This is a genomic window from Colwellia psychrerythraea (genome assembly GCF_000764225.1).
GTDB classification, from domain to species: Bacteria; Pseudomonadota; Gammaproteobacteria; order Enterobacterales; family Alteromonadaceae; genus Colwellia; species Colwellia psychrerythraea_D.
In genome coordinates this window covers 55,356-77,890 of sequence record NZ_JQED01000008.1, presented here as the reverse complement: position 1 = coordinate 77,890, position 22,535 = coordinate 55,356, and the positions used below count along the sequence as shown (strand labels likewise).

Annotated in this window: 18 protein-coding genes; 3 read left to right on the top strand and 15 right to left on the bottom strand. The window is 37.1% G+C overall.

Features of this window, described 5'->3' with window-relative positions:
* Positions 1 to 36: 36 nt before the first annotated feature.
* Entirely contained in the window at positions 37 to 636 is a 600-nt protein-coding gene (locus ND2E_RS15305) for a nitroreductase family protein (protein WP_033092992.1), read from the bottom strand.
* A gap of 508 nt (positions 637 to 1,144) precedes the next feature.
* Here ND2E_RS15305 and ND2E_RS15310 point away from each other — a divergent pair.
* The gene (locus tag ND2E_RS15310; protein WP_033092991.1) at positions 1,145 to 2,041 is read left to right on the top strand and encodes a DMT family transporter; all 897 of its coding nucleotides are present in this window, start codon (positions 1,145 to 1,147) and stop codon (positions 2,039 to 2,041) included.
* Between the two features lie 171 nt (positions 2,042 to 2,212).
* Here the strand turns inward: ND2E_RS15310 and ND2E_RS15315 are convergent, their stop codons facing one another.
* Positions 2,213 to 2,911 (bottom strand): HvfX family Cu-binding RiPP maturation protein, encoded by a 699-nt coding sequence (locus tag ND2E_RS15315; RefSeq protein WP_033092990.1) that lies wholly within the window; start codon positions 2,909 to 2,911, stop codon positions 2,213 to 2,215.
* Between the two features lie 224 nt (positions 2,912 to 3,135).
* Between ND2E_RS15315 and sppA the strand changes: the two genes are divergently transcribed.
* Both sppA and ansA read left to right on the top strand, forming a co-directional pair.
* The gene (gene sppA, locus ND2E_RS15320) at positions 3,136 to 5,049 is read left to right on the top strand and encodes a signal peptide peptidase SppA (RefSeq protein ID WP_033092989.1); all 1,914 of its coding nucleotides are present in this window, start codon (positions 3,136 to 3,138) and stop codon (positions 5,047 to 5,049) included.
* A 308-nt stretch (positions 5,050 to 5,357) separates the two neighbouring features.
* Positions 5,358 to 6,371 (top strand): asparaginase, encoded by a 1,014-nt coding sequence (gene ansA, locus ND2E_RS15325; protein WP_033092988.1) that lies wholly within the window; start codon positions 5,358 to 5,360, stop codon positions 6,369 to 6,371.
* Positions 6,372 to 6,463: 92 nt separating this feature from the next.
* Here the strand turns inward: ansA and minE are convergent, their stop codons facing one another.
* The 13 genes from minE to ND2E_RS15385 form a co-directional block, all read right to left on the bottom strand.
* Positions 6,464 to 6,742: a cell division topological specificity factor MinE gene (gene minE, locus ND2E_RS15330; RefSeq protein ID WP_033092987.1), complete on the bottom strand. Its 279-nt coding sequence runs from the start codon at positions 6,740 to 6,742 to the stop codon at positions 6,464 to 6,466.
* A gap of 1 nt (position 6,743) precedes the next feature.
* On the bottom strand, positions 6,744 to 7,553 hold the full coding sequence (gene minD, locus ND2E_RS15335) for a septum site-determining protein MinD (protein ID WP_033092986.1): 810 nt from the start codon (positions 7,551 to 7,553) through the stop codon (positions 6,744 to 6,746).
* 28 nt (positions 7,554 to 7,581) lie between these two features.
* A complete protein-coding gene (gene minC, locus ND2E_RS15340) occupies positions 7,582 to 8,301 on the bottom strand; it encodes a septum site-determining protein MinC (RefSeq protein ID WP_033092985.1) in 720 nt (239 codons plus the stop codon).
* 187 nt (positions 8,302 to 8,488) lie between these two features.
* Entirely contained in the window at positions 8,489 to 8,803 is a 315-nt protein-coding gene (locus tag ND2E_RS15345; protein ID WP_033092984.1) for a cell division protein ZapA, read from the bottom strand.
* Positions 8,803 to 9,033 carry a hypothetical protein gene (locus ND2E_RS15350; protein ID WP_033092983.1) on the bottom strand — a complete coding sequence of 77 codons (231 nt, stop codon included), beginning with the start codon at positions 9,031 to 9,033 and terminating at the stop codon, positions 8,803 to 8,805. The genes ND2E_RS15345 and ND2E_RS15350 overlap by 1 nt, the downstream gene beginning before the upstream one ends.
* Before the next feature lie 321 nt (positions 9,034 to 9,354).
* Positions 9,355 to 9,609, bottom strand: a complete 255-nt coding sequence (locus tag ND2E_RS15355; RefSeq protein ID WP_033092982.1) for a hypothetical protein — start codon at positions 9,607 to 9,609, stop codon at positions 9,355 to 9,357.
* A gap of 205 nt (positions 9,610 to 9,814) precedes the next feature.
* On the bottom strand, positions 9,815 to 10,150 hold the full coding sequence (locus tag ND2E_RS15360) for a PBPRA1643 family SWIM/SEC-C metal-binding motif protein (protein ID WP_033092981.1): 336 nt from the start codon (positions 10,148 to 10,150) through the stop codon (positions 9,815 to 9,817).
* A 271-nt stretch (positions 10,151 to 10,421) separates the two neighbouring features.
* Entirely contained in the window at positions 10,422 to 13,607 is a 3,186-nt protein-coding gene (locus ND2E_RS0121315; RefSeq protein ID WP_052056298.1) for an EAL domain-containing protein, read from the bottom strand.
* A 435-nt stretch (positions 13,608 to 14,042) separates the two neighbouring features.
* Positions 14,043 to 17,321: an amidohydrolase family protein gene (locus tag ND2E_RS15365; protein ID WP_223303557.1), complete on the bottom strand. Its 3,279-nt coding sequence runs from the start codon at positions 17,319 to 17,321 to the stop codon at positions 14,043 to 14,045.
* Between the two features lie 317 nt (positions 17,322 to 17,638).
* On the bottom strand, positions 17,639 to 18,148 hold the full coding sequence (locus ND2E_RS15370) for a GNAT family N-acetyltransferase (RefSeq protein WP_081961985.1): 510 nt from the start codon (positions 18,146 to 18,148) through the stop codon (positions 17,639 to 17,641).
* Between the two features lie 237 nt (positions 18,149 to 18,385).
* Positions 18,386 to 18,907 carry a thioesterase family protein gene (locus ND2E_RS15375; protein ID WP_033092979.1) on the bottom strand — a complete coding sequence of 174 codons (522 nt, stop codon included), beginning with the start codon at positions 18,905 to 18,907 and terminating at the stop codon, positions 18,386 to 18,388.
* A gap of 249 nt (positions 18,908 to 19,156) precedes the next feature.
* Positions 19,157 to 19,543, bottom strand: a complete 387-nt coding sequence (locus ND2E_RS15380) for a hypothetical protein (RefSeq protein ID WP_033092978.1) — start codon at positions 19,541 to 19,543, stop codon at positions 19,157 to 19,159.
* Between the two features lie 111 nt (positions 19,544 to 19,654).
* Positions 19,655 to 22,522, bottom strand: coding sequence for a DUF349 domain-containing protein (locus tag ND2E_RS15385; protein WP_190277809.1), 2,868 nt, complete (start codon positions 22,520 to 22,522; stop codon positions 19,655 to 19,657).
* Positions 22,523 to 22,535: the final 13 nt, after the last annotated feature.

The window sequence follows — 22,535 nt, the reverse complement described above, 5'->3', positions numbered from 1 at the left end:
GTAATAATCGGTTTTTCAATAAGATATAAAGTTTTGTTATGATTGCCAGTAAGTGACTTTATCCTGATAATCTTTTGCTGGTTTAGTATTACATTCTTTCTTTGGTGTACCTATATATAAAAAGCCAGCAATCTCATTGCCCGCTTCAAGGCCTAAACCTTGTTTAACTGTTTCATCATAGGCTAAATCACCGGTACGCCACATAGCGCCATAGCCTAGAGAAAATGCAGCCATTTGCATAGCCTGAGCACAACAACCCGCGGTAATTAACTGCTCTTGCAATGGCACTTTGTTATGTTCAACATATTGGGTTGAAATGACAATAATCATAGGAGCTCGAAACGGCATTTTTGCGACCTTTGCCATTTTTTCTTTTAGCGCTTGCTCATCAATGTTGGCTCCTTCAAGTAAGCCTGTTTGCTTAGCAAGATTAATAGTGGTTGCTTCTACATAAAGATCACTTAAGCGTTGTAAGCCTTGTCCTGTGATCACATGGAAATGCCAAGGTTTCAATCCGCCGTGGTCTGGTACTCGCATACCTGCGGATAATATTGTCGATAGATCTGCTTCATTAGGCGCAGGCTCTGTTAAAACTGGCGTTGATTGTCGTTGTAATAATAATTCAATAGCGTCCATAAAGTACTTCTAACAAGTGGTTATTGCTAAAGTTTATCCTTAAGTTCAAGCTTGTGCACCTAGTTATCAGAAATAATTACATTAAACACAAAGTAATTATTTTTATCCTTGACTTAAATTAACTCAACCGCCAAGATGAAACGTAACTTAAATGTAAATTAAAAATCAACATTATTAAGATTAATTAAACAATGAAAAGCACCCTACTGGCCATAACAAATATTCGAACCTATAAAGCAGTTGCTGTTAGCTGTCTGTTTATAGTCAATCGACTGTGGCTAGTTAAGGGCCAGTCAAATTGGCCTTCCCTCTGCGGTGCATTAAAAAATCAAAATTAATCAAATCATTAATTAGTTCACTTTTAAAGCCGCAGAAATCATCTTTTGCGGCTTTTTTGTTTCTCGATTATTCCTTACAAATAAAACCGTAAAAATCTGCAGTCTGCTGGAGACATACAGCCAACTTAACCGCAGCTAGCAATTTTAAACGTAAAAAAAAGGAGAAAGAAATGTCAGTGTCAATTGCCTATTTAGCAGTACTATTAATTTGGTCTACTACACCGCTAGGCATCGTATGGAGTAGCGAATCAATTAATCCAAGTTTAGCTGTATTAGCCAGAATGCTGATCGCTTTAGTATTAGGAGCTCTTGTGATTAAAGTAAGAAATATTCATATTCCTTGGCACAAACAAGCATTAAAGCTATACAGTTTTTCAGCCTTAGGTATCTTTGGCGGCATGTTATTCTCTTATTTATCGGCTGCTTATTTATCTTCAGGCGTCATTTCCTTAGTTTTTGGACTGTCACCCGTTATTTCAGCCTTGTTAGCAAGGAAAATACTAGCAGAGCCAAGTATAAGTGCTATGCGTAAATTCTCTATGGCTATTTCATTAGTGGGCTTGGCCATTGTTTGCTCAGACAACTTCAATGTAGCGGAAAATGGTATTTACGGAGTCATTTTTATATTAATAGCGGTATTCTTCTTTAGTTTAAGTGGTGTATTAGTTAAAAGTATCTCGCTCGCAATTCATCCGCTAGCAACGACTGTGGGGGCGTTATCAGTTGCCACCCCGTTGTTTCTAATTACTTGGTTAGTACTAGATGGCACTTTACCCATTGATACTTGGCAAGCAAGATCAATTTGGGCAACCGTATATTTAGGTGTATTTGGCTCATTGATTGGTTTTTATGCTTACTTTACCGTGCTACAAAAGTTATCTGCCAGTAATGTAACCTTGATTACGCTTATTACCCCAGTGATCGCTTTGACCTTGGGAGCATTGTTAAATGGTGAAATTATCAATGACAAGTTGATACTAGGAGCCTTTATGGTGATATTAGGATTAAGTATTTATCACTTTGGCCATTTATTGCCTCAGTCAAAAAAGAAGTTGTTAGGTCGTTAACCATCCAATAAATAATCCGCTTTTAATAGTCTAAACCAGTAAATGTTAGTATTTTAGAAGTGCCGATAAAAAAAGCTGAACAGAAATATATTCTGTTCAGCTTTTTTAGTTTTGCTGGCTTGTAAAATCAGATGATCATTTCAACAACACAATGTGGTATCAGAGATTTAGCTAACTAAAGCGTTTCTCTTCTATCAAAAATCGATTGGCAACAAAATGATCAACGCTGGTATAGCGTCCCGCGCCAATAAAGAACAACGAAAGTAACATGATAAAATACGTGGTTGAAAACTCGATCCCATTGTTTAACACTACAATATTACCCTTCTCATAAAGCCAATCAGTATTACCATTTTCTTCAATTAACTCTCGCATTTTTTCAAGTCGCGTAGCTGTTTGTTCACTATTATCTAAACTAGCTTGAGCACTATCAATACCAAGCCAAGTAGCCACTTTAGCTGGGCTAATATCACTATTAGTCGGTGTGATGGCAAACCAACCATTTTCTGCATGCACAGAAGTAGCAGCAACGATCATAGTAAACATTAAGGGAATACTGATTAAACGTGTTAGCGCACCTACTAGTAATAACCAACCGCCAAAAAATTCCACCAAGATGACTAGATTAGCTAATAATGCCGGAAAGGGTAAACCTAAGCCCCAATCGCTGTTACCAAACCAGGCAATGATATTAGGGTCAGCCATAAAGGCACTAAAACCTGTGACTTCTTCATTAAGTAATTGAGTTTTACTAAAGCCAGCCATGATAAATACAGGAGCAAGGTATAACCTTATTAGTAAGGCGGGGATACCATCAAAGTTTTTGAGCTTTGCTAGAAAGGTTTGGTAGTAATATTGTAATCTTTGCATAGTGGGTATCTTTTAATAAAAATAATGATTAGTTATAAGAACGTTGAAAGCTAAAAAGTCTTTCAAATCATCTTGTAAAAAGCAGAAAAAGTTATATTAATTGATGTAAAAAGGCAATTGCCATAAATAGTTACAATCTAGCTTAGGTCGTATGTTAAGTTTTAGTGAACATTAAGGTAGTATAGCTCTGAGTTTTTAATTTAATCAATTTAAGATAAATATATATGAATAATAATCCAGGCATTATTAAACGGATCTTTTCTTCAATCTGGCGTGTATTTACGTTTACCCGCTCTTTTGTGCTAAACCTAGTATTTTTTATACTGTTATTTTCATTTATTGGCATTATTCTCTCTAGTGGTGAAGAACAAGTTCCGGTACCTGATAAAGCAGCCTTAGTACTCAATCTCGTCGGTGATGTAGTAGAGCAAAAACGTGAAGTTGATCCAATGGAAGCTTTTTTAAGTGAAGCCATGGAACAAAAAGATGAAAAGCCTGAAGTTTTATTGGCTGATATTATTGATGTTATTGGAACAGCTAAAAAAGATGATCGGGTAGAAATATTAGTTTTACAACTGCAAGGTTTAAACCGAGCAGGGTTAACTAAGTTGCAAGACATTGCTGCAGCACTAGAGGACTTTAAAACTAGTGGTAAACAAATTATTGCCTTGGGTGACCAATTCTCACAGGACCAATATTATCTTGCCAGTACTGCTAACGATATCTGGTTAAACCCACAAGGTTTTATGTTACTTGATGGTTATGGCCGCTATAAAATGTATTTTAAAACGGCATTAGAGAAATTAGCAATTAACCAGCACATATTCCGTGTAGGTACGTTCAAATCAGCGGTCGAACCTTTTATTCGTGATGATATGTCAGAGGCAGCCAAGAAAGCTAACAAACTATGGTTAGCTGATTTATGGATGCAATATAAAGAAGATGTTGCTAATCGTCGAGGTTTTGGTATCGACAATTTTGATGAAAATATAGATAATTTAGTAGCTAAATTTAGCGCCGCTGACAGCAGTTTCGCTCAATATGCACTTAAAAATAACTGGGTTGATCAATTAAAATCTCGCCATGAAATGCGCAGCGAACTCATTGAATTGGTGGGTACCAACAAAAAAGGCGATAGTTATAGCCATATTGGTTACAAAGATTATATGGCTGCGACTAATTCTTCGTTAGATAAAAGTGCAGAGCTTACAGGTAAAAATATCGATAGAGTTGCTATTGTTGTTGCAAAAGGCAACATATTAGATGGCACACAAAAGCCTGGCACCATTGGTGGTGACAGTACCGCAAAATTACTACGTAAAGCACGCAACAATGATAACGTTAAAGCGGTAGTACTACGCGTAGATAGTCCTGGTGGCAGTGCTTACGCCTCTGAAATTATTCGTCAAGAAGTTGAACTATTGAAAAAAGCAGGTAAGCCTGTCATTGCTTCAATGGGTACTTACGCTGCATCAGGAGGTTACTGGATTTCAGCGCCTGCAGATAAAATATATGCAGCCCCCTCTACCATCACAGGATCTATCGGTATTTTTGGTATGATGATGACGTTCGAAGATTCATTAAGCAAAATGGGCATTCATACTGATGGTGTAGGCACCACTGATATTGCCGGATTTGGGCCAACTCAAGCCTTGACTCCAGGTATGGCAAATTTATTCCAACTATCAATTAACCGAGGGTATCAAGAATTTATACAACTGGTTGCAACTAATCGCGATATGACATTAGAGGAAGTTGATGCTATTGCTCAAGGACGTGTTTGGTCAGGTAAAAAAGCAAAAGAACTAGGGTTGGTTGATGAACTCGGAAATTTAACTGATGCTGTTGTAGCTGCTGCAACACTGGCAAAGCTTGAACAATACGACACCTTATTGATTGAAAAAGAACAATCACCACGTAATAAAATCATGCAACAGTTATTGGGGCAATCTACAACATTAGTAAGTTTATTCTCAGCTAATGAAGAACTGTTTTCAATTGACTTAGCGACTCATTCAGTGAAGAACAAACCGTTATCACAGTTTATTACCATGATGACAGACGAGTTAAAGCTGATGAATCAATTTAATGATCCACAAGGTCGCTATACTTTATGTATTGCCTGTGGTGCGAATTAAGCTCATTGTTAGCTGAAGTAGAAACATAATACTCAATTGAACGTCAACTCGTATTATTTTGAAGAGGTAGTTAAGTAATTAACTACCTCTTTTTTATGTCATATTTCTTGTCAAACGCCCTCATTTTAATCTAGCTGCAATCACTCATTTGTCCGTAAATTAAAGCAATTGATGTTACGACTATAGTAAATATCACAGTTGCTAAGATATACTATGACTCATCTCAAAACGGTCAGATAAATCATTACTCACATATTAATGAATACCGATCACATTAATTTATCGAAAGAGAATAAGTAGTCAAAGTTATGATGAAAAAAAGAATTTACGTTGCTTACACTGGCGGCACCATAGGCATGATGCAAAGTACTCAGGGTTTTGTCCCAGCTAAAGGCCATCTTACTGAATCTATCAATGCCCTACCTGAGTTTCATCGTAGTGAAATGCCAGATTTTACCATCAGTGAATATCAGCCATTAATTGATTCATCAAACATGACACCGAGTGATTGGCAACGTATCGCCAACGACATTAAAGCTAATTATGATGATTACGATGGATTCGTGGTATTACACGGTACTGATACCATGGCTTATACCAGCTCGGCTTTATCATTTATGTTCGAGAATTTGAGTAAACCCGTTATTGTTACGGGCTCACAAATTCCATTAAGTCAACTACGCTCAGATGGACAAGTCAATGTACTCAATGCGTTATTCATAGCTGCTAACTACCCAATTAGTGAAGTTAGCTTGTTTTTTAATAACAAACTTTATCGTGGTAATCGCTGTATTAAAGCCTATGCTGATGGTTTCAATGCATTTGACTCACCTAACATGCCAGTATTACTTGAAGCTGGTATTAACATTCAGTTGGTTGCAGGTACTCTAGCTCATTCTGTAGACAATGTTGAATCTTTGCAACTTTCAACAATGACACCACAACCAGTCGGTGTTGTTCATTTATACCCTGGCATAAGTAGCGAAGTCATTGAAAACGTAATAAAACAACCTGTCAAAGCACTTATTTTACGAAGTTATGGTGTAGGTAATGCGCCACAAGATAAGGCATTACTTGCTTGTTTAAGAAAAGCTAAAGAGCAAGGTATTGTAGTGGTTAATTGTAGTCAATGTATCAAAGGTACGGTAAATATGTCGGGATATGCGACAGGTAATGCTTTGAGCGAGACAGGCGTTATTAGTGGCCATGATATGACTCTAGAAGCGACATTAACCAAATTACATTATTTATTAAGTAAAAACTTACCCTATGATGAAATGTGCCGGCAAATGGAAAAAAACTTACGTGGTGAATTGAGTTAAACTGTCAGTTTTATCAGGTAATTGCAAACAAAAGATAATTCTACCAACCGGATAATTTTACAATGCCAGTTGGTAGCTTAACACAGAAAAGTCTAGCCTGTTTTCTGCTCATCATGTAATTCAATATTTAGTTCTAATACGTTTAAATCGCCATCTTTTTTATCTAGATTGATCGAAAAACTTTCATCAGATACTTTAATATATTTACGTAATACTTTAAGAATATCTTCCGTCAGTTGTGGTAAATAATCTGGCTGTTTATTTCGATTATTACGCTCATGGGCAACAATGATTTGCAGACGTTCTTTAGCTTTAGATGCTGTTGTGACTTGCTTTTCTTTTTTACGTAAAAAATAATCTAAAAGTGCCATGTTATCCTCCAAACATACGACTGAAAATGCCTTTTTTCTCGGCAACTAAAAACCTGAAATCAACTGTTTCACCTAAAAGACGATCTATAACGTCTTGATAAGCCTTACCTGCATCACTTTCAGTATCTAAGATGACTGGCTCACCAGCATTAGAAGCTTTGAGAACAGCTTGAGATTCTGGAATAACGCCTAACAAGGGTATAGATAGAATATCTTCAACATCTTCTACACTGAGCATTTCTCCTTCTTCGACACGTTTTGGTGAATAACGAGTTAACAATAAGTGTTCTTTAATTGGCTCTAAACCAAGCTCAGCTCTGCGAGAGCGACTCGCTAACATACCTAAAATTCGATCCGAGTCACGCACCGAAGACACTTCAGGGTTGGTCGTTACAACTGCCTCATCCGCATAATAAAGAGCCATCATAGCCCCCGCTTCAATACCAGCTGGCGAATCACAGACAATAAAGTCGTAGCTTTTGCCAAGTTCTTCGAGCACTTTACCTACATTTTCTTTATTTAGCGCATCTTTATCACGGGTTTGTGAAGCCGGCAAAATAGATAAACTGCTAACGCGTTTATCTTTAATTAATGCCTGATTTAACGTTGCTTCACCATTGATCACATTAACAAAGTCATACACTACGCGACGTTCACAACCCATGATCAGATCAAGGTTTCGTAGACCAATATCGAAATCAATTAGCACAACTTTATGACCTTTTAACGCTAATCCAAGACCAATTGCAGCGCTTGATGTTGTTTTACCAACACCACCCTTGCCTGATGTAACCACTATTATTCGTGCCATAGACCGAATATCCTTTATAAGTTAATAATTAAATAAGTTTTGCTGATGACAATTCGCTATCAGTCAAATTAATAAATGCAGGAGAGCCCCAGTGTTGCTCCATTGACTCACTCAGCCAATAATTACCATTGATAGAAACTAATTCAGCCTCAAGATTCTGGCAGTAAATTTGTGCCTTATCGTGCCCTTGCGCTCCGGCAATTGCTCGCCCACGTAATGAGCCGTAGATATGTATGTTACCGTCAGCAATCACTTCTGCACCTGCTGAAACTGAGCCAATGACCACAAGGTTTTGAGCTTTTGCATAAATCTGTTGACCAGATCGAATTTGTCCTCGATGTATCTTGTCAGTGAATAAATGCTTTTCAGGGCTAGCAGTAATTGCTTGAGGTTCTTTTACTAATGCTTGCTGTTCTTGAGGATTTTTTTGTGAGTGTTCAATTTTGCTTGTATTAACAAAAGAAAAGCCAAGTTCACGAATAAGTTTGCGTTGCTCATTGCCCACAGCACCAGTAAAACCGACAAAAGTAAACTTTAATTCTTCTATTAAGCTTTTGACCGCTTGATAATCAATTGAACAATCAAGTTGTTCAATATTTACCACGATTGGAACGAGATAAAAAAAATCGGGCGCTTGGGACACTTTTTTTACTAAATCTGCCCGTATATTCGCTAATTCTGCTGTTTTTATATGTAATACTGATAGGGTAAAACTTGTACCTTTAAATTCAATGCTGGCATCAGCCATAATGAAAGTTTTCCTATATAAGACAACTCAATGTCACCAAGTATTATAGCTCTAAAAGATATGTCTTCAGACAGTAGATATAGAGGCTATATACCTAGAAATAAAGTTTTCAATATCACTGGTACCTAACTAGTGGATAGCGGTCATACTGAATAAATCACAACGTTTAAAATACTCAATGGATCAATTATTGATCATTTATAGATAATTGATCCGATTGGTATAACGCACTTTTTAGTGTAGAAATTAACGCATCTTGCCCATGCTGGTTACGCTCAAGTTTATCATTCGCAATTAACAGTGAATAACTTAAATTAATTGATGCGACCAATAAAGCACGTTCGTTGTTAGCCATACTATGCTTTTTCTTAATGTCTTCACACATTACCGCGAGATTGTTAGCTGCTTGATTTAAATCCTCTGCTTGTTCAGCTGAGCAATTAAACTGATGTTGTTTGCCCATAATTTCAATGCTGATACCTTTAGAGTCTTCAACAATCATTAATTAACCTCTTCTACACTTTGTAATTTACCTAATAAACTGGTTAATACACTGTTGGTTTGTTTTTGTTTCTCTTCACCATCAAGCGCTTCAAGTTGCAATGTTTCATTTTCGTCAAGCAATAAAGACTTTTGCTGCTCAAGTTCAGCCACTTGCTTTTTTAGCTGGTTATTTTTTTCAATGATATCTTCAATCAGTTGTTCGAGTTGAGGGAGAGTATTTTCTAACATAAGGCGCTCTTGTTAACTGTAATAAATTAGGGCGGCAAATTTAATCTAAACTGAGACAGAATGCTACTCTTTAGCAAGATTATTAGCGTAAATAATGTAACAATTTTCAACGCAAGGAAGGATTAATTAATTACGTTCAAAAAACAAACGTTAATGTTAAAAATCATACAATTACATTAAAAATATAATGTAAGAAATTCTGAAAGGGGAAATGCGTAATTTTAACTGAGTTGAGCACAAAGCTGGGAAATTTTGAAATAGATCCCTTGAGTATTTCGACAGTAACCTAAGGTACTTTACCTCGAAACTTAGCGAATTAGCTTATTTTTTTCTCGCTACAGTCAAATTTGCGTAAATAGTTGTCGCACCACCGGCAATAATAGATAGCATTGCAACACCAAACATGGCGTTGTTTTGAGACTCAAATGCTAAAAGATATGCCCCTAAAGCGACAAAGAACAAACCAACTAAGGCGAAGGCTTTTGGATTAGACGAAATCAAACCTGCGGGTGCTGTTTTTACTGAAGTTGTTTTAACATGAGAAGTTGCTTTTCGTTTGTGTTTATTTGTTGGCATCACCGACTCCTTGCGTTAACGTAACTAACTCGATTGAGTACTTATCAGGATCCACATTATCAAATATTTTATTACAATAACATTCAAGTTTTATAAACTTACTGGTTAGTTATAATGGAGTAGCCAGTGTTGATGTCGACAATGCTAAAGACCCTCTGATCTGAAAAATTAAACTAAAGAGAGTCATCACAGCAGAATAAATATTTTATTTACCACAACATTTTTTATATTTTTTCTCACTACCACACGAACATGGATCATTACGATTAGGTGTTTTGTCAAATATAGTGGTCGTTGGCTTGTTTAGCAAACCTTCAAGCTCAAGAATATTTTCTTCAACAGCACTATCTACAGTGATGTCAGCAAAAAGCTCATTTTCATTAGCAATTGCTGCCACTTCTGCTTTTCTCTCATCACTTGCCACCACCAACGTTAAAGGATGTTTTTCACTACCAAGCTTAACAGCACGTTTATTATTATAACCGGTGTTTATATGGTTATGTCTGGTGTGAATACGCCCTTTGTAATAAAGATCGTGCATAATGTTCTCCGCAAATAGTAAAAACTTGATTTTATCGCGGCAGTATAACGCAAAGTAATAAATAGTCGACTGATGAATTGAGACTCAGCGCATTATTTTTATTATTCACTGCATTGGCTTTTTCTTACACCATGTTACCTTACCAAACACATGTTAGTCAGAGTGGTTTAATTCTGTGATTTTTACAATTGTTTCAATAATATCTATTTTTTACTCCTTCTTATTCAACAGCTAATGGAGGTAAATAAGGTTGATATCCGTAACTACTTAGCTATAAAACGGCTTGTTTTTCTAAGACTGAAAGTAAATCATCAAATACACTATGTAAGTTAGTCAGTTCGTTTTTGGTGGGTGGTTTGAAATTAGCCTGACGATTATTAACAAGCTCTTCAGTGACAAAGTTCACTACATTTAGTGCCTGCTGTAGTTTATTAAGCCATATATCTTCGAATAAGTTTTCCTGTCTCAACCGAATAATCCATTTATCAAAATGACAACTCATGACACATGAATCTATAGAAACATCCACATCACCTTGTAAAAATAGCTCTACATTCTTCAACCAATGGTTGAAAATTAATTCAAGCTGTTTCATCCTCTTGACTGGAAGAGTCATGTTCACCTGAGTGCTTTCCGACCAAATTTTGTTAGGTTTGTAAGCTTTAATCCACTCGACTAATTTATCAGTAGGAATCGGTTTAGAAATAGCATATCCCTGTGCATTTTTACAGCCCATTAAAAGTAACATAAGGCCATGCTCTGTGCTTTCTACTCCTTCGGCAATAACATCTCGGCTAAAAGACTTACTCAAACCAATGACACCATCAATAATTGCAAAATCATCAGGGTCGATTAAAACATCTCGGACAAAGCTTTGATCTATTTTGATTGTATCAGCGGGAAGTTGTCTCAGGTGTGATAATGATGAGTAACCTGTACCAAAATCATCTAAGGCAATTTTCACACCTAAATCATTGCGACAAGCGCTGATTATTTTACTAATGCGCTTCAAGTTCCCTAATGTACTACTTTCTAACACCTCTAACTTGAAGTGGCGGGCATTAATTGCATGGTGACGTTTGAGAGATGCCTTAAGGCTATCTAGAAAGCAATCACTTAAGAATTGCATCGAAGAGACATTGATACTCATTTCAATAGTAAATCCCTCTGTATTCAATCGTTCAAGTTGAGTCATGCTTTGTTCCATGATCCACTCCCCTACTTGAATTTCTATATCTGTTCCTTCAATCAAAGGTAAAAAATCTACGGGGGAAAGCAGCCCTTTAACCGGGTGTTGCCAACGAATTAAAGCTTCTACGCCAATGAGTTTGCCTGACGCCATATTTACTTTTGGTTGATAATATAGACAAAGCTCATGATTTATAAGAGCCTGCTGAATTTCTTGAGATTTGACATGTCGTCGATTAGTTTTTTGTTCTCTTTCTAAATCAAACAGTTGGTAATTTTTCTTTCCTTCTTGTTTCGCTTGATACATAGCATGGTCGGCGTGACGTAGTAATGAGTCTAACTCCATCCCATCTAATGGCGAGAGGCTAACACCTATCGATGCGCTAATATTGATTGAATGTTCATCGATAAAATAAGTAGCACTAATGGAGTGGATAATCCTTTCCAACATTTCATAACATTGATTTCTTGACTTTATATCGCCTAGTAACAGGGAAAATTCATCTCCGCCAAGACGTGAAACGGTATCTTCAGATCGCAAAGCTAGCTTGAGACGATGTGCTACATCAATCAACAATTTATCACCTACGTCATGTCCAAAAATATCATTAACTGGCTTAAAATCATCTAAATCTAGAAAACACACTGCTAGCAATGTGCCCGAACGCTTAGAGTGTGCAATTGCTTGATTAAAACGATCGAACAGGAGAGCTCTATTGGGTAACCCAGTCAATTGATCATAATGAGCCATCCGACGCATACTTTCTTGCTGGCGTTTACTGTGAGTGATATCAGTAAACATGCCTAAATAATTAACTATGTGACCATCTGAGTCCTTTAATAATGAGGTGGTAAGTAATTCTGCATAAATTTCACCATTTTTTCTCCGATTCCAAATTTCACCTTGCCAATACCCTTGATCAGTTATTTGTTGCCACATCATGCTATAAAACTGAGGTTGGTGTTTTCCTGAACTCAAGATGTTAGGCTTCTTCCCTATCACCTCCTCTCTACTGTAACCTGTTATATCAGTAAACGCTGGGTTAACATCAACGATAATTTTATCTGCATCTGTAATTATGATGCCTTCATGTGTGTCGCTGAACACTCTCGATGATAATCTTAATTCCTTTTCGAGTTTTTTAAGTTCAGTTATATCAACAATACTCACAGGAACATTGCGGAAATGGTTTGTCGACGAAGGTGTTTGAAATGATATTAGTGCTTTGATTTCCCGACCATCTATGGTTTTAAAAGCTGCTTCTGATAAGAAAGTTTCTTGCTTAGTCCAAATGGCACACATTTCATTTATAAACACATCAATAGCATCTGGGCCAAAGGTTTTGTCGATTTTGGTCATAAATTCACTTTGGCTTTTTGCACCAAATAGCTTTAACGTGGCATTATTCACAGAATTAACTTTTATCATGCCAACTAAGTCCCAAGCTTGATCTAAATTTTCATGCAAGTATTTTTTTAAATCAACGACACCTTCTTGCCTTAACTTTTCTAAGGCTACAACAACGGTAGAAAAATCTTCGCTCCAAATAGACACTTCAGCATTATTAAAAATAGCTTCAAACCGTTCTTCACTTTCCTTACGCGAATTCTCAGCCTTTTTGACTAGAAATATGACAAAAATGGCGGTAAAAATACTCGACAAAATAGTAAAGATGAGTAAAGAATAAAAAGAAGTCTTGCTTAAATCGTGGGAGTCTAAGCTCGTATCCTTTAATTCTATCGCCTTATTCCTAGCAAAATCAGTTAAAAAATTCATGCTCTTGTTTAATTTTTTAACATGTTCAGCCCCTTTACCTTTCGTAATACTTGCCGCTAGTTGATGTTGATTATTGCGCTTCAACGTGAGCACTTCATCACGGATAGATTTCCACTGAATAAAAGTCACGAAAGCGGCATTAATTTTTTCTTTATCGCCAAGAAATCGATCTTTGATTAACTCAAAATGGCGGAAGACGTCCTGTTCATGATGATTTACCAGAGAGATAGCTGAATCTAATTCACTTTGATTACTCGCTAATACGACATCCTTCATATAGCGATGCATAGCAAGTATGTCACCTCTTGCTTGTAAAACCGCGATACTGACAGAAAAGGGGTGCTTATACATTGTCGTATTGAGATCGGCATGTTTTTTGTTTTCTTGTACTGCCATATAGGCAAACAAAATCACTAACAAAATGATGATGACAAAACCAGCTGATATGATCCGTATAGATGATTTACTGTGGGATGAGTCATAACGCATCATGCTAACTCTATAATCGTTAAACGCAATATAGAGATAAAATTACATATCATTTTAATCACAATCCTTTGGTCAAATAAAATAATGTAAGTCGGTACACCGCCAAAACTATTTACGATTAATATCAGTTATTGTTCATTTACTAATATTAGTTGTTAAATATGGCAAGACCTTCACATTCCATACTAGGTCGTTAATTATTGTAAGTCCATATTTAACGTGTATTTTTTGATCGATTATTGGGCGTATCGGTTAAGATTCGAGCTAAAAAGGTGGCTGATATTGTTCTATGAAAGGGTAAGATCTGTTTTTAATTTAAAATGACATCCCCCATAGATTAACTAGGATTTTTACTTATAAAAAAGCCAGTAAATGATTATTACTGGCTGATATATGCGCTATGTTAGCTCTTATTCGCTAGGGGACAAGCTAGCTGCTTCACAGCTTCTTTTCGAAATAGAATTTTTTACGCTTATTATCGTAATTACCTATTTCATTCATCGTATCTGCATTATACAAACGGCCGTTGATCATGGTGTGGCTAACTTTATCACTAAGGCGAATATCTTTAGTGATATCACCGTCAATAACAATCATGTCCGCCAGTTTACCGACACTTAATGAGCCTAAATCCTTATCTAAGCCAAGTGATTTGGCTGGTGATATCGTTGCCGTTCTAATAGCTTGTAATGGCGACATGCCACCTTGTGCCATCATCCACATTTCCCAATGCATTGCTAAGCCTTCACGTTGACCATGCCCCCCTGCATTAACCTCTACACCTAAATCTTGCATTTCTTTAGCTACTTTTGCGACATTAAAGTGATTGTAATGATGTAGTGGTGCTTTTGGGCGACGCATAGAACGAGGGTCTAAAAATTCACTCGGTACATACTGACTTAGACGTGGGTGCTGCCATACATCAGTTGTATCATACCAGTAGTTTTCACCGGAAATTCCCCCATAAGCTACGCCCATCGTTGGTGTGTAAGCCATTGCAGATTGTGACCATAACTGTTTGATATCAGCATACACTTTAGCGGTAGATATAGAGTGTTCTAGTGTTGTATGGCCATCAACAACCATGGTTAAGTTGTGCTGTAAAAGTGAGCCTCCTTCAGGCACAACCATCATTTCTAATTCACGTGCCGCTTGGATAAACTGTTGACGTTGATTTCGACGTGGTTGGTTGTAGCTTTTCACACTAAAGGCCCCTGCCGCCTTTAAGCGTTCAACATGAAATTTTGCATCATCTAAACTATCAACATGTGAGGTATACCCAGGGATAGTGGCACCATATAAAATAGTGCCGGTTGAGAATAAGCGTGCAGCAACAATTTTACCGGCTTTTTGCATTTCACTTGCAGCAAAAAACTCAGTGGTATCATTAGATGGATCATGAATGGTTGTAACACCTAACGCTAAACCAGCATAATTTTTCCAGTTTTGTTGTGGAATAATTTCATTGCTACCTTGAGGACCATGAGCATGCGCATCAATTAAACCAGGCATCACGGTTTTGCCAGTAATATCAATTATTGTCGCATCACTTGGGATCTCTACTTGGTCCTTAGTGCCAACCGATTTGATTTTATTACCTTCAACAATAACAACCCCATTATCAATAACCTGCTCGCCCTCCATCGTAATAACTTTACCGCCAACAAACGCGATATGACCCGATGGAATATCAACTTTTTGTTTGTAACTTAAGTTAATAACATTTATGTCATGGTTAACAGTCGGTGCACTCGTATTAGATTTTGACTTTTCCTCTTCTTCCTTCGAGGTTTTAGCAGTAATGGCAAATAATCCTTTTATTGATGCTTGATATAAATCAGCCCCAAGACTCCAATAAAGTTCGTTCGATTTACCATTCCAATTGATGCCTTCACCCGCTCGCATTGATAACTGCTCTACCGGCAAGTTTTCAGCTTCAGGACCAATCTCTATAACATCACCTCGTTCAACAAAGGGAGTAACAAAGACTTTAAAGCGTTCGGCAAACGCTAGATACTGACCATCAGGCGAAATACGATACTCAGAAGCAAACTTGCCTTGATATAACTTGGTATCATGCTGACCATCAATATCTATGCGTGAGATATGTGGTGTTTCCCCCTCACGGGTTACATAAATACGATCATTTCGAGCACCAAAGTGGGGTTGAATACCCTCTTCAGTCACCAGAGTTGCCTTGCCACCTTTTGCCGAAACAGCGTATACCCCCGGATTCAAACCCCAGGTAGGATCCGTAATAAAACCACCACTTACTTTACGGTAAACCACGGTTTTTCCATCAGGAGAAAAACTCGGCTCAACATATTTCCCTGGTTCTCGGGTAATGGTTTTCCCTTTACCACCACGACTAGAGACAACACGAACTTGGCCTAAATTATCATCATCCCAGCTAACATATACTATCTTTTTACCATCGCGCGAAAAACTTGGGTTTAACTCAAACTGACTTTTTTGTTTAGTTAAGCGTTTAGGCTTGCCCTTTGGAAGGCTCTTGCTGTAAAGGTGGCCCATTGACTCATAGACAACGAGTTTACCGTTAGGTGAGACTTTGACATCACGAAGCATTCTGGTGTCAAAGCTTGTTTGATCTAAGTCTTGCTGAAAACGTACGGCGGTTTGAATTTTCTTGGTTGTTTTAACATGAAAGTCAATCACTTTAGTGGTTTTTGATTCTAGTGATAATTTGTTAATTTTCCCTCCAGACCAAAATACTAAACCGTCACTATCAGGTGTCCACGCCATGGTAGGATATACTCCGTGAATGGCCCACGTTTCTTGCATATCGCGCTCTAAACCATCATAAACTTTGGTTTGTTCACCGCTTTTAAGGTTATAGACATATAAATTTGATTGAAAATCATCACGACTAATAAAGGCTAAATATTTTCCATCAGGTGAAAGTGTTGGTCTTATTGCTCCACCTTTCCCTGATACCACAATTTTAATTTCACCCGTTTCGAGTTCAAGGCGCTTAATTTTATAAATACCTTTTTCAGAATCTTTTGAATAATGAAAAGTTTTACCTGGTGTTGCATCTTGTGAAAAGTAAACATACTTACCATCATGTGAAAAAGCTGGCTCACCTAAATCTTTCTGTTCGTTCGGGCGTTTAGTCAGCATTACGCCATTACCACCCGACTTATGATACATCCACACTTCACCAGCACCTAAAGACCGAGAGCCCGTATAATGTTTACGGCCAACAATATAGTTCCCATCTGGTGACCAGGCTGGGCTGTTTAATAAACGGAAAGTTTCGGTTGTTACTGCTTTTGCTTCGCTTCCATCCGCTTTCATGATCCATAAGTTGTCACCGCCATCTTCATCTGATGTAAAGGCGATATATTTACCGTCAGGGCTAAACCGTGGTTGCATTTGCCAAGCAATATCAGTCATTAATGGTGTTGCTTCACCGCCAGAAGCTGGCATAGTGTAAATATCACCTAATAAATCAAAAACAAGAGTTTTGCCGTCAGGACTTAAATCAACATTCATCCAAGTTCCTGAGCGTACATCTATATCAGCTGTAGTGAAATTGCCTTGTGGCGCGTTAACTGACCATTTAGGCGTAGTTTCTTCTGTCGAGGCTTCATTATCCTTAAGTGATTGTGCAAAAGTGGTTGGCAGAGCCAACATAATGCTAAGCGCAACACCTGAAAGTAAGTGTTTTTTTGACAACATGGTTTTCGATGGCATAAATGCGTACCTTTGACGTTTGTTTCAATTAAAGTGAATATTTGTAATGGCACCTACTTAATCATAAACACTCGAAAAATGTAAGGGAATCACCTTGGATAATACAAATTGTAGGATGCGGTTAAAACGATAAAACCTGTTGGATTGTAAGGCTATGCTGCCAGTGTAAATAGTGATATGTGCCAAATGAGTTTGTTGTTACTAGCAAGTTTTGTGCTTTAGGTATTTGTTAGTTAACTTTTTAAAAAGACTGCTATTGGCTTATCAAAAAGCAAGCACCCTGTTGCAAAAGGGGTATTTTACGCTTTAACCATTCCCTAAATAGTTACTTGCCAATAACCAACATCTAACCAACGGTTAAATTTCCAGCCGACTTCGTTAAAGTGTGCAACTTTTATCATGCCGAATTTTTCATGTAAAGCGACACTCCCTTCATTTGGCAGCGTAATTCCACCGATAGCACTGTGAATATTTTTACCTTTGAGCTCGTCAAATAATACTTGATATAATTTCGTGCCAAGACCCTTTGAAATATACTTAGGGTCCAAATAAACAGTGACTTCAACTGAAAACCGATAAGAAAACCTATCACGCCATTTAGCTGCGTAGGCATAACCTAGGATATTGCCAGCCCTATCTTCAGCAACAAACCAAGGTAAACCGTCAGCAGTAATTTTTCCGATACGCTTGGTTATCTCCGATGCCGTTATAACTTCTTCTTCAAAGGTTACAACTGTATGTACAATGTAATGGTTATAAATAGCACTAATACGGTTAGCATCTTCTACTTGTACTGCTCTAATCATTAGATTTGTTTCTAATTTCATTATTGATCGCTTTTATTTCAGCTTTACATTGTGTATTTTGCTTACTAGTGCCTTTCGTACATGGCTTTGATGGATTGCCCCCAAGGTCACGTTGAACACCATAATAGACACACGACGACAGTAAAAAAGGACAAAGTAAGGCAAAAATAAATTTCATTTTAATTAGGCTAACAAATTGTTTTATTGACGATAATTAGATTGTATAGAGAATATAGTTTTGTGTAAATATAATCGCAGTTACGGCCAAGGTCGCTGACTTTCAGCGTCAATCCATGCATTAACCCACTCAGGAACATCGAAGTTGGGTATTGGTTTACCGTAGGCAGCTAACACTTCTGTGGCAGGAACTAATCCGTTTTTTGAGGTAAATGCAGCTTTAATTAACGCTGACGAACAAATTTTGTTTTCGGCATGAGTTTCTTGTAAAAAATAAAACCAACGTCCATCATGACAAATAACTTGGCTAGTGACGGTAAATTTTTTCCAAAAAGCGATCCTTCTTCGATAGCGCACACTTGCACCACCAACGGCAAAAGCCCATTTGTTTTGCCTCATCAGGCTAAGTAAGCCAGTGCGTTGAGCAAAATCCCAACGACCAAATTCCATATACGTTAGATGACGTGCATTATTTAATTCAACAAAAATATCAATATCAGTTAATCCTGCACGGCAACTCAACACACTTTTATCATCCAAGTTGAGCTGAGGGCTCTTTTTGGCCCTCAATAGGGTTGCGATTAACTTAAAATATGGATACATACTATATTTCACTCCTTTTTTATATTGAAAACAAGCAGTAAGAGTACGCGGTAGCATTAAGGAAGGAAAGCAATAATAGCAGAAGGATTTATTTATTGAGCCGTTTAGCGTTTCGAATTATTGCATATGCCCGTTAATTTTTGAGCAATATAGTTGATTAGGTCAATAATGATACGTCGACTTACGAGCTTGGTTGCTCATTAGGTTTTTCACACAAATCGAAATTATTCATTAATAGAATTCAAACACTTACTTCATTGCACCGGTTAATGTTTGTAATGCTTTGGCCATAGTTTTTTTACCTTCCTCTGTTACCATCATGTTATTAAGCATTCTTTGTTTAAATAAACACTGTTGTGCTAATACCGCAGTAGCTTCGACATTGTTTTGTTTGGTTACCGGGCGATAAGGCGAGCGCTTAACTAAATCCATCACTGCTGGAAAATTATTTTTAAATAACGACAGTGTTTTGCTAAAGGCAGCTGCATCTTGTTTAGGGCACAATGCCAATGCACCATCTGTAAGTTGATATATTCCTTTAACTATTCTGCTTCTTTGTTGCTCTCTTTCAGAAAGATTAGCTGAGGTTGCTGAATAGCATAGTAAAATTAACAAGAGTGTGAGGTATTTTTTCATAGTAATACTCCAGTTTTATATCTGGGAGAATAAAAAAATCAGTGTGTCTCTTAGGGCAGAGACAAACTGATTTTTCATTTAGCTATAGGGCTTATTATCACCATTTATCTATTAGCAATAAATGGCTTTTAACCGCTCAATAAGTGGTAAATCACTTTCAACCAGTGCGCCTAACATCAACCAATCAACCAGTAACCTATTTAAATTGATGTCAGAGCCTGAAAGCATTTGTTCTTGCATTAATTGCACTTGAACTTTCATGCGCTGCTCAGCTAACTCCGCAGGAGAATCGCTTTTACCTAAAATTTCAATCTCTAATGTTTTGTCAAAGCGAACACCGGCTTGCGCTTCTTTTGTTAACTTTGCATGCTCTTGAAAACGTTTTTGCCAATAACTAGACATACTATTAAACAGCGTTGACGTTTGCAATGTTTCGAAGTCTTGGCTGTTTTGAGCACTCAGAGACATTAATTCAAACAAATTACACCAAGTTTGTTGCTCTTTCGCTTCAGTCTTAGTTTGAATTAATTGAGCAACTTTTTTAATAATTTTTTCAATGCGATTAACCACAGGTTTAATTACGGGTCTATTTGCAATAACTTCTGCTAATAATGCCTCAGCTTGCTGTTCAATTGATTGTAGTACTTGCTGATCATTCTCAACCGTAACGGCGTTTAACGACTCTTCAATAATAATGACTTTGTCAGTAAACAGTTGTTGTTGAGTCGATAAAACCGCTTGTTGCTCTGATTTAAATTGCTGCCTTTTACCAAATAACTCATCATTTACTTGACGAAATTTTTGCCAAAGTTGATTTTCTTGATGATTGCCAGCAAAGCCAACTTTGCGCCATGATTGTTGCAACTGCTTAGCCGTTTCGATTGCTGCTAATATGTCTTCATTTTCCAATAAAGCTTCAGCTTCAACAATTAGCGCTTGTTTTGCGGCAATATTACTCGAATGAAAAATACCTATGGCAGTTTTAATCGGTGCTATCGAATTTTTAAATTTCAACTGCAATTTTTTGTATTGATTACGATCCACTTCACCCGCATTATTCCATTGTTGTTGCAGATTATTGAGCTGAGCATCAAGTTGTTTAAAATCTGGCTTATCTGATGCTTGTTCATCATTAAGCTGCGCAGCATATAACTCTGCTTTGGCAATTATTTTTTGACGTTGATCTAAATGCTGCAAACGCATTTTATCTTGTTCAGCATAGAATATACGACAAGGCGCAAACGCTTGCTCGCATCGCTGGTTAAACTGCTCATTTAATTGCTTATCTATATCTTCATCTGCATGACCTAATGAATTCCAAGTGCTACGAAACGCTTTAACTTTTGCTGCTTGTTCATTTGGATTATCTAATGGTGCATCAACAAGTTCTTGAATGGCTAACAACAGTTCTTGCTTACGGGGTGTCGCAATATAATGTTCCCAATCGCTTAGCTCGATCATTTTTTCATTTACTTGATCAAAATCACGTTGTAATTGCTGATGTTGCTGAGAAGACAGCTGATGAAAACTTTCTTTCACCCCCTTAAATAAACCAAAACAAACTTTGTATTTGCCATTGTTAAGTAGACGCTTTATGTCTTGGAGTTTTTTCTTGTGTTGAAAAAACAACTCTTTTTGCTGGCTTTGCAGCGACTTTAATCCGCCCTGCCACGTTGAAACTATTTCTTTTTGAGCTTGCACAATCGACTCAGGTAAAATACCAGCAGTTTTCTGCTCAATAACACGCCAGGATTTTAACCAATCATTATAGGTTTGCTGACGATCGTTTAGTTCATCTAATGATTTAGGTAATGTCAGTTGTGATATTTTTGAAATTAAATGAGTCGCTTGACTAACCGATTCAGCTATTTCAGGTATTTCATTCAACCGTTTAGTTAATTGCACAACTTGCGCAATAAACACTTGTTGTTCCTCTTTATTAAGAACAGAAGCTTTAATACGGGTTGTTAACGTTTTCAACAACTCTTTGAAAGATTCCTCATCAAATTTGTCACTTGAAAAAACGGCTGTGGTAATCGATTGACTAATGTGATTAAGCTGTTGTGTAAAATCTTTTTTATCTTGCTGCTTATCATGGGCCAACTTATCAGCAATGATTTGTTGTTGATAGTTTTCAGCTTTGGCAATGAACAACTTTTCTAAATGCGCAATAATACTTTGATATTTTTCTGTAAACGCTAAGTTTTTTTCTTCCGGAAAAATATCCAAATCTGTTGCAAGTAGTTGCCAATCATTAATTAGCGTTGCTTTACGGTTTTTATAAACACCATAATCACCCACATCTTTTAGCGCTTGTAATTTAGCTAATGTTAATTGTATTTGCTTTTCTAATTTTTGAGGTTTCTCAACGGCAGTTTGTATAGCACTTAGTTTGTCTTGAATCTGTTGCGTTAATTCTTTATTACAAGCTTTTTTACTTAATTTTTCTAACACTTTGCCATCGTCAACTTGATTGATAATGTAAGCTTGAAATTCTGGGTCTTGCTTTTGACTGAAGCTGTGAGTCAATAGATGCGTTGTGGTTTTACGCGCACTGATTTGTTGATAAAGGGAAATCATAATAGCGCTATCTTGTTCATGAGCTAGCCATGCTTCTAATAATGCTGTGCCTAATAGTGATAAAGTATCTTGTTCGGCTAATAGTGATTGTTTTTGCTGTGAGCTGATCACAACATTATGATCTGTCGTTAAAATATCGTGTACTTGTTTGTTAGCAAACTGCTTTACTTTTGGTTGATCATTATCCTGACTTGCAGCTAGATAACACTCAAGTGTTCCTACTTTGATTAAGGCTGCGCGACGCACTAAATCACTGCTATCTTGCTTGATAAGGTCCATCAAAATGGCAAGTTGTTCACTGTTATCAGCTGATAATTCATCATTAATCGCTGCAATGCGCACGGTAGCGTCTTTGTGTTGCCATTTAATTTTTGTTTTAAATAATTTGGAGAAGATCATAGTTTTTTAATTC